Source organism: Bariatricus sp. HCP28S3_A4 (assembly GCF_052066395.1).
Classification (GTDB): Bacteria; Bacillota; Clostridia; order Lachnospirales; family Lachnospiraceae; genus Allocoprococcus.
This window is the reverse complement of sequence record NZ_JBQHSE010000026.1, coordinates 40,390-48,820: the sequence shown is the minus strand read 5'-3', so window position 1 is coordinate 48,820 and position 8,431 is coordinate 40,390. Positions and strand designations below refer to the sequence as shown.

8 protein-coding genes are annotated in these 8,431 nt (G+C 45.9%); 3 read left to right on the top strand and 5 right to left on the bottom strand.

Annotated features, from left to right (window positions below; all coding sequences use genetic code 11):
- Positions 1–108: 108 nt before the first annotated feature.
- The 5 genes from ACTNBF_RS12595 to ACTNBF_RS12575 are packed head-to-tail and all read right to left on the bottom strand — an operon-like array spanning position 109 to position 4,082.
- Positions 109–501 carry a pyridoxamine 5'-phosphate oxidase family protein gene (locus ACTNBF_RS12595; protein ID WP_427820138.1) on the bottom strand — a complete coding sequence of 131 codons (393 nt, stop codon included), beginning with the start codon at positions 499–501 and terminating at the stop codon, positions 109–111.
- A gap of 20 nt (positions 502–521) precedes the next feature.
- The gene (locus ACTNBF_RS12590; RefSeq protein ID WP_441017174.1) at positions 522–2,615 is read right to left on the bottom strand and encodes a molybdopterin-containing oxidoreductase family protein; all 2,094 of its coding nucleotides are present in this window, start codon (positions 2,613–2,615) and stop codon (positions 522–524) included.
- Positions 2,616–2,630: 15 nt separating this feature from the next.
- Complete coding sequence (locus ACTNBF_RS12585) at positions 2,631–3,065, bottom strand: 4Fe-4S dicluster domain-containing protein (protein ID WP_441089395.1); 435 nt, start codon at positions 3,063–3,065, stop codon at positions 2,631–2,633.
- Positions 3,058–3,786, bottom strand: a complete 729-nt coding sequence (locus ACTNBF_RS12580) for a molybdopterin dinucleotide binding domain-containing protein (protein ID WP_441089394.1) — start codon at positions 3,784–3,786, stop codon at positions 3,058–3,060. The genes ACTNBF_RS12585 and ACTNBF_RS12580 overlap by 8 nt, the downstream gene beginning before the upstream one ends.
- An 11-nt stretch (positions 3,787–3,797) precedes the next feature.
- Positions 3,798–4,082, bottom strand: a complete 285-nt coding sequence (locus tag ACTNBF_RS12575; RefSeq protein WP_441017181.1) for a hypothetical protein — start codon at positions 4,080–4,082, stop codon at positions 3,798–3,800.
- 271 nt (positions 4,083–4,353) lie between these two features.
- On the opposite strand from ACTNBF_RS12575, the gene ACTNBF_RS12570 reads away from it, so the two are divergent.
- The 3 genes from ACTNBF_RS12570 (at position 4,354) to ACTNBF_RS12560 (ending at position 8,206) form a co-directional block, all read left to right on the top strand.
- Positions 4,354–5,439, top strand: coding sequence for an extracellular solute-binding protein (locus tag ACTNBF_RS12570; RefSeq protein WP_427808790.1), 1,086 nt, complete (start codon positions 4,354–4,356; stop codon positions 5,437–5,439).
- A 92-nt stretch (positions 5,440–5,531) separates the two neighbouring features.
- A complete protein-coding gene (locus ACTNBF_RS12565) occupies positions 5,532–6,527 on the top strand; it encodes an ABC transporter ATP-binding protein (RefSeq protein ID WP_441025998.1) in 996 nt (331 codons plus the stop codon).
- A gap of 5 nt (positions 6,528–6,532) precedes the next feature.
- Positions 6,533–8,206 carry an ABC transporter permease gene (locus ACTNBF_RS12560; protein WP_441089393.1) on the top strand — a complete coding sequence of 558 codons (1,674 nt, stop codon included), beginning with the start codon at positions 6,533–6,535 and terminating at the stop codon, positions 8,204–8,206.
- Positions 8,207–8,431: the final 225 nt, after the last annotated feature.

Here is an 8,431-nt window from a genome sequence, read left to right as displayed (position 1 = left end):
CCCGCGGCCCCGGGCCCCCGCCCCACACCCCCACCCCCCCCCCCCCCCCCCCCCCCCCCCCCCCCCCCCCCCCGCCCCCCCCCCCCCCACCCCCCCCCCCAAAACAAACTAGAAACAAATCGTCTCCGGTTCACTTGTGAAGCTGCTGAATACTGCAGTTGCATTCTGAAAATAAAATACTGCTGTATTTCCATCATCTTCGGAATACATGGCTCTAAGAGATGTATAATCATCCAACATAGATTTTCTTGCCTCTCTTCTGTCATCTTCTACCAATTCTCCTGATACGCGAAGCCATTTTCCGTTCATGCATGCGCAGACTTCTACGTTCGGGTTCTCTTTCAACTGTTTATACACACTTTTCACTTTTCCGGTCTGTATATATAACTTTCCTTCAAAGATATGCGCCGTTCCAAAAGGTCTGACTCTTGGCTGGTTTCCGTCCATCGTTGCGAGATAATATGTTTCTGCTTCTTTTAAAAATTTTTCAACGCGTTCCATGTTAGTATCCTCCATGTTCTTTATTTTATACTTGTCACTTTACAAGGTACGGATTTGAATGTCAAGAATCCGGACAATGGATCTGAATACTTCATACTGCAGATTTCATTGACATTATGTTTCTTCCATTCTCCTTCCATATAGAAGCTTCCTGCACCGCCGGCAATATGTATACTGCCTTTTGCCATCGGGCAAATGCGTACTTTGAATTCACCTTTTCCAAAGACTGTCTCTACGATTGCTTCTTCTCCATCTTCCAAGCCATAACGTTTTGCATCTTCTGCGTTCATATCAATTGTTGGAAGTGGTTCTCTTTCGGCTATTTCCTTTAATCCCGGTCCAAATGAGCAAAACCTTAGGGCACTTCTTGCAGCTGTTGTCATAATGAGTGGATATTCTTCTTTGCTTCCCATTTCTTTGACAGAACGGATATCCTCATATTTCGGATACGGTGTATAACCGCATTCTGCAATATAAGTCGAACTGATCTCAAATTTCCCGGAAGGAGTCGGAAATCCCGGCTTACCATCCTCGCGCAGTTCTCCGGTCTTATATTTTTCATATTGGATTTCAGGTGGATTGACCACACCATATTCACTCTTCTTAAGCCGGTCAAGCAGTTGCTCGTTGCCACCGCACATCCAGAGCATAAGCTCCTCATCGTTCTTCGGATATGCGTCTCCAAATCCCATTCGCTCCGCCAGTTCCTGTAAAATAAACACATCACTTTTGGCCTCTCCGACCGGTTCTATGATTCGGTTACGCAGACGCATGCCACCCTGAACCGGAACGACCGACTGATCTTCATAATAAGTTGTGGCAGGCAGAATCACGTCAGCATATTTTGCATCATCGGTCATAAACCGGTCGAGAACCACCAGACAATCCAACTTTTTATAGACCTCGTGCCACAGGCTTTGTTCCGGATATGTGATGGCCGGAGAGGCTGCACAGATCAGCATTCCCCGCACCGGATACGGATCGTCATGCAGCACCGCCTCCGGTATTTTCACAAACTGTCCGCTTCCGGTAAGCCTGCTGTAAAGCGGAAATTCTTTCGCACCGACAGCATCTTCCACAGTTTCCATCGGTCGTAGAGGAATCGTCGGATTCTTCTTAGAAGCAATACAGATTCCGCCGGGAACATCGATTTTCCCGGTGATCGCCCAAAGTATCTGGATGGCTCTGTTATTTTGTACACCGCTCAGCTGATATTCCAGTCCTGTGTATGAAATCAGTGAAATCTTTGTCGTACTGCAGAAAATATCTGTTAATTTGCGGATGTCTTCCATGGAAATACCGCAGCACTCTGACATTTCTTCCAGGGAAACCGTTCTCAGATATCCTGCAAATTCATCGAACCCTTTTGTATATTCATTAACAAATACTTTGTCATATCGTTCTTCTTCCACAATAATCTTCAGCATCGCAACCGCGAGTGCTCCGTCTGCTCCCGGAATCACCGGAATCCACCAATCGGCAAGTTCTGCCATTCCTTCTCCTCTCGGGTCAATCACAATGATTTTTGCACCGCGCGCTTTTGCTGCCTTTACCAGTTCCAGTGTAGTAAGCGGTCCGGAATCTGTTTTTGAATTTTTCCCCCAGATAAATACGACTTCACTGTTCGGAATATCCTGATAAAGCTTCGGCGTCGGGACACCATAGGTCAGTACAGGTGTCATCATATTAGAAGAGACATTACAGATACATCCACAGCTCATATCGTTATGGGATCCCAGATTTTTAAAAAATGCATTCACTCCGTTAAAGCATCGCATCGTTGCTGCTTCTCTTCCGCTGCTGCCCACATAACTTACCAATGCGTCTGCACCATATCGCTCTTTAATTTTCATAAATCCGGCTGCCGCTGCGTCTAAAGCCTCTTCCCAAGTGGCCTCCCGAAACGCTCCGCTTCCTTTCTCTCCGTTGCGGATCAGTGGTTTCCGTATCCGTTTTTCTGAATAAACGATCTGTGGAGATAATGCCCCACGCGGACAGACACGCCCTCCCGGGCAGTCCCTGTCGGGTTCTACTTTGATCAGTCTGCCGTCCTCTACAGTAGCTTCAATCGGACATTTATCCGGACAGATGCCGCAAAATCCTTTTTTCTTCATTTCTTCCTTCCTCCTTTATTCTGCGAGGCGAAGCGCTCCCGTATTGCACGCCCTCACACACGCCGGTTCCAGTCCACAGGCCACCCGGGTTGCACAGCCGTCACATTTTACGATTTTTCCTTCTTTATCATATCTCGGAATATCATGCGGACAGACTCTCGCACATGTTCTGCAGCCAATACATTTTTCTTTGTGCAATGCGACAACAAATCCATTTTCCGTCCGTTCAAACACCTTCATCGGGCACTGCTCCATACAGGGTGCATCCGCACAATGAAGGCAGCTTCTGGTTATATAGCTCACAAGCCCGCTCTTCCGGGATGTACGTTTCTCATAGATCCGGGGTGAAACCGCATCGGCCTTCGTTTCATCATAGTGCTGATCCATACAGGCTACTACGCAGGCAAGGCATCCCGAACACAGTGCCGGATCACATACAACTCTACTCATGGTGCACCTCCTTCTTTTCCAGTCTGCAGCAGTAAGATTTATATCCCGGGAATCCGGATACCGGATCAAGATAATTATCATCAATCAGAAGATTGATGTCCTTATCTCCCGCTCCATGATATACATTCACTGCTCCCGGCAGACAGGACGAATTGATGCTTAGTGTCAATTCCATGCTTCCTACCGGTGTCTTTATCATTACAATCTCATTGTCTTCCATCCCCAGTTTTTGGGCATCATCCGGATGAATCTCAACAAGCGGATACTCTTCCAGATTTGCAAGCCACGACATCCGGTAGGTTCTGGAATGGAAGAGCTGTGGTTTTCTGCTGCCTGTCGTCAGAATCAGCGGGTATTCGTCCATCGGAAGTTTTTCCCTGAAATCATGGTAAACCGGAAGTGCCTCATTTCCTTCTTTATTACATGACGCCATGATGCTAGAGACAAATTCAATCTTTCCGCTCGGTGTCTTCACCTGCAGAATCTGTTCCGATGTGCGCCCCGGCATGATTTTCCTTGCCTTGATTCCTTTTGGCGCCTGCCTGATTTCTTCCAATGTGAGTCCTGTCGCCGAAACAGATTTCCTCAGATAATCCTCATGGCACCTGATCGGTTCTTCTCCTCCGATTGTAATTCCCAGTTTTTCTGCCAATCCGGTAATCACATCCATATCGCTCCTCGCCTCTCCCATCGGTTCTACTACCGGTGCCTGATAGTACACGGTGTCTGCGCCTAATACGGCAACCTGCTCCCGTTCCAGAGACGTTTCATCGGATACAACAGTCGATCCGGATGATAAAGTGACTGCTTCAGCGCAGCCCCTTTCACGCAGATTCGCCCGTTCGAACCGGGCATATCTTTATTTCCTTCTACCTTGATCACTTTTCCGTCTTTACAGTAGGCATCCACCAGACATGATCCCCCACAGAATCCGCAGATTCCGGTCTTAACCGTAATGCCTGTCTCTTCACAGGGAATCTTTGCCCGTAAGAGTTCCTCCTTCTCTAGTGCTTTCATAGTTTTCTCCTCGATATTTTTTCCATTTTACTATTGCTTCTATCGTAAATTTCTTTTTTCTAAATGTCAATCGAGCCTGAAAACTTGAATACATAATTAGTAATTTCAATATTTTCCCACTAAATATTACGTTTCTTGATATTTTGAAGCTGAAATATAGTTTTTTTCTATAAAATAGTGCTGTAATGTTTATTTATTAGCATTATTTTCTATAGTGCGTTATAATTGTCATGCCCTTGAGGCGAAATATAAAATTATTGGGAGGACAATTATGAAGAAAAGACTACTTGCAGCACTGCTTGCCGGTATGATGGTATTCTCACTGGCAGCTTGCGGAAGCAAAGAAAGCACAACAACAGAAGACCAAAAGGAAGATTCCAAGACAGAGGAGTCTGCAGAACTGGAAGATTCCCTCGTTGTATACTCTACGCATTCAGAAGACATGTTAGAAGAAATCTGCAACGCATTTACCGAAAAGACCGGTGTAGAGGTTGAATACATCAACCTGAAGGGTGAACTTGCCGACCGTGTCAGAAGTGAAAAAGACAACCCGCAGGCAGACATCATGTTCGGTGGTGATACTGCAACCTATATGCTTCTTCAGGATGAAGGATGCTATGAAGCGACAAAGCCTGAATGGGCTGGTGATCTTCCGGATGATTTCAAAGATGCAGACGGATATTGGTACGGAACTTATAAAACACCGGTTGTGATGTTCTACAACACCGACTTAATGACAGCAGAAGAAGCTCCGAAGGACTGGAGCGATCTGGTAAAACCGGAATATGCAGGAAAGATCATCACGCGTGATTCTCTTTCCTCTTCTATGCGTTCCACCATCGCCGCTCTCGTAAGCTACTATACCGCAAATGAAAGCGAAGAAGCTGCATGGGAATACATCGAAGGTCTGAATGCAAATATCAAGAATTACTACAACAGCGGAAGCATGATGTTCCAGGCTATCGGGAAAGGCGAAGCAGCCATCTCTATCGCAGTACTTGACAACATCATTGACAACAGAGACAACAACAGCATGCCTCTTGAAATCGTAGATGCAACAAGCGGCGCAATCACAATCACAGACTGTATCGCAGCAATTAAAAATGCACCACATCCAAATGCTGCAGCCGCTTTCGTAGAATTCGTGGGAAGCAAGGAATGTGAAGAAATGGTTGCAAATTCTTTCAACCGTATGCCGGCTCTCGATGCTGCTCTGGAAGGTGCTCCGGAATGGATGAAGACCGGATATGCTCCGATGACTCTTGACTGGGCTGATATCAGCGCAAACCAGTCTGCAACACTGGAAAGATGGGAAACCGATTATATTGACGGCAACAAGACCGTGCAGTCCAATTAATTGATACCAATCGGCAAACACCATAAACATTTGGAAATAGTGGGGCGCTGCTCCACTATTTCTGTATGTTCAATTCTATGAGGGAACAAAATATGAGTGACATTATCCTAAAAAATATTTCACACAGCTTTGACACGACCCGAGTTCTTGATTCTGTAGATATCACCATTAAGAAAGGGGATTTCTTCACACTTCTCGGCCCGTCCGGGTGTGGCAAAACCACTCTTCTGCGTATACTGGCAGGTTTTATCCGCCCAACCGAAGGGCAGGTACTGATCGGAGATACCGACATCACAGAATGGGCACCGGAAAAACGCAACATGGGAATCGTCTTCCAGAATTATGCACTATTCCCAAACATGACCGTTCGCGAAAATATATCCTACGGTCTGAAAATCCGGAGACAGTCCAAAGCCCAAATTAAAGAGAAATGCGACTACTACATGGATCTTGCGGGTCTGAAAGAACTGGAAGGCCGGCGTATTAATGAATTGTCCGGCGGTCAGCAGCAGCGGGTTGCCATCGCAAGGGCTCTCGTCATTGAACCTCAGATGCTGCTTCTGGATGAGCCAATGTCCAATCTGGATGTAGCGCTCCGCGTGAAAATGCGCGAAGAGATCCGTGCCATCCAGAAAAAAACCGGAATTACCACATTATTTATCACCCATGATCAGCAGGAAGCGCTTTCCATCTCCGATCAGATTGCGGTAATGCGTGACGGAAAAGTCCTGCAGATGGGCGCACCGGAAGACATTTACAATCATCCAAACCAGGAATTTGTGGCAAATTTTGTCGGCACATCCAACAAAGTCCCCCAGAATCTTTATGAAGACTTTGGAATTTGCGGCCACACTGACGCCCCATATCTCTTTGTAAGACCAGAACATATGGCGATTTCCCACGATCCGCAGAACGGAATCCCTGCCCGCGTGGAAGAAGTCAAATTTTCCGGCATGTATTATGAATACACGGTTACCACAACGGATAACACATACCGCGTTATCGAGATTAATCGTGGAGATATTTCCAAAATCTGGCATGTAAATGACAGTTGTTTTGTTAAAGTTGCAAATATAGGCGGGGTGTAGAAGATATGAAAAAGGATAAAATAAGCATTTTCCGCTATCTATGGTATCTGATTCTCGGATTCCTCATACTCGGCTATATCATCGTTCCGTTTTTCCACACCTTCATGCAGGCACTGGAAACGGACTCCGGTTATGGGCTTGACGTGTTCCGGGAATTTTTTCAGAATCCAAACCAGCGAAAAGTTATCGGAAATACGGTTCTTCTGGGAGCCGCATCCGTACTGACTTGCGGAACCATCGGAATTATGCTGGCAATGTATATGACCTTTCTCGCCGGTAAATGGAAAAAGTTCGTTCACATTCTGCTGCTCAGTCCGATGATGATTCCAGGTGTTATCACCGTAATCTCATTTATCCAGCTTTACGGCGAGAGTGGAATCCTGACCAAAGGAATCCAGTATCTCCTTCACCTGGAGCAGATTCCATTTCAGTTTCAGGGATTTGGTGCCATCGTTTTCGTGGTAACGTATACACAGTACGTCTACTTTTACTTAAATGTCTATGTAGCCATGAAATATGTTGACAATTCCAGCATCGAGGCGGCAAGAAGTATGGGTGCCTCCTGGTTCCAGATTTTCAAAGACGTAATCTGGCCGGTCATCACCCCAGCTGTACTCTCCTCCGTGATTGTGACATTTGCATCCGGAATCAGCTCTTTCTCCGCTCCGAATCTGATCGGAGGCAGCTTCAAGGTGCTGAGCACGCAAATCGTAAAATCAAAGGCCAACAATCATATGGAAATGGCATCTGTTCAAGTTGTTGTATTATTTCTCATCAGCATGATCGTGATGCTGACGATCCAGTATTACAGCAAACGGTATGGGAACTATGCGTCGGACCGAAGCACAGCGATTGCGCCGCTTAAGGGAACGCATAGCCTGCTGTCATTCATAAGCCGGATCATCATTTTTATTCAGATCCTGTTGATCCTATTGCCGATCATCACCATTGTGTACCTTTCCTTCGTCCCGACAAGCTCCATCATGCAGGATATTTTCCCGCATACATTTACGTTGGAAAACTACCTGATGATCTTCCAGAAAACGCGAGTACTGAAACCACTGATCAACAGCTTGAAAATGTCTGCCATAGCAGTCATAGCCGGTCTTGTCATCACCGTGCCAAGCTCATACATGATCGTAAAATACAAAAGCAAATTCCACGCTTTCCTCAAAGTCCTGCTCATGCTCCCGTGGACCATGCCGGCAAGCGTTGTAGCCATCAATCTGATCAACGCATTCAGCCAGAAAAGTATCTTTGCCTTTGGGAATGCCTTGATCGGCGGGTTTTACATCGTTCCGATTGCTTATACGATTAATTCCATCCCGCTGCTCCTTAACTCCAACGAAGTGGCTATTATGGGATTAAACAAGAATCTCGAGGAAGCATCAAAAAGCCTGGGAGCCAACATGGCTCATACATTTTTCCGTATTATCATGCCGAATATTGCTCCCGGAATTATGGCCGGTGGCGTACTGGTACTGATTCGGTCACTGGGAGAATACACCATGTCCGCATTGCTCTACGGTGTATTCAATCGACCAATCTCAATTTCCATGGTGACCGCTATGCAGGAATATAAGATGGGGCTTTCACTGGCATATGGAGTGATCGTTATCCTGATCTGCTATACGGCGCTGGGGATTATCTTTAAATTGGATAAGAAGCGGTTCTTCTAGGTGACTAAGGGACGGGTTTTCCGTCACACAGCCACATTAATAATAATGAAGCAGTGATCAGGAGATTAACAAAGTCTCCCATCACTGCTCTATTTTCCTCTCCACTTATTCCACTTGGAAATCAAAGCTCTTTTATAATATTTAACATAAACAACCAGCAAACCTAAAAGCATAATGATTGTTTCAATAACAAGTGCAAGAAACATAGTCTTTTTTGAATATGCC

Excerpts from the sequence above, each read along its gene's own strand:
- ACTNBF_RS12560 (WP_441089393.1), top strand. The coding sequence starts at position 6,533 with ATGAAAAAGGATAAAATAAGCATTTTCCGCTATCTATGGTATCTGATT.
- ACTNBF_RS12575 (WP_441017181.1), bottom strand. The coding sequence starts at position 4,082 with ATGAAAGCACTAGAGAAGGAGGAACTCTTACGGGCAAAGATTCCCTGT.
- ACTNBF_RS12590 (WP_441017174.1), bottom strand. The coding sequence starts at position 2,615 with ATGAAGAAAAAAGGATTTTGCGGCATCTGTCCGGATAAATGTCCGATT.
- ACTNBF_RS12585 (WP_441089395.1), bottom strand. The coding sequence starts at position 3,065 with ATGAGTAGAGTTGTATGTGATCCGGCACTGTGTTCGGGATGCCTTGCC.
- ACTNBF_RS12565 (WP_441025998.1), top strand. The coding sequence starts at position 5,532 with ATGAGTGACATTATCCTAAAAAATATTTCACACAGCTTTGACACGACC.
- ACTNBF_RS12595 (WP_427820138.1), bottom strand. The coding sequence starts at position 501 with ATGGAACGCGTTGAAAAATTTTTAAAAGAAGCAGAAACATATTATCTC.
- ACTNBF_RS12570 (WP_427808790.1), top strand. The coding sequence starts at position 4,354 with ATGAAGAAAAGACTACTTGCAGCACTGCTTGCCGGTATGATGGTATTC.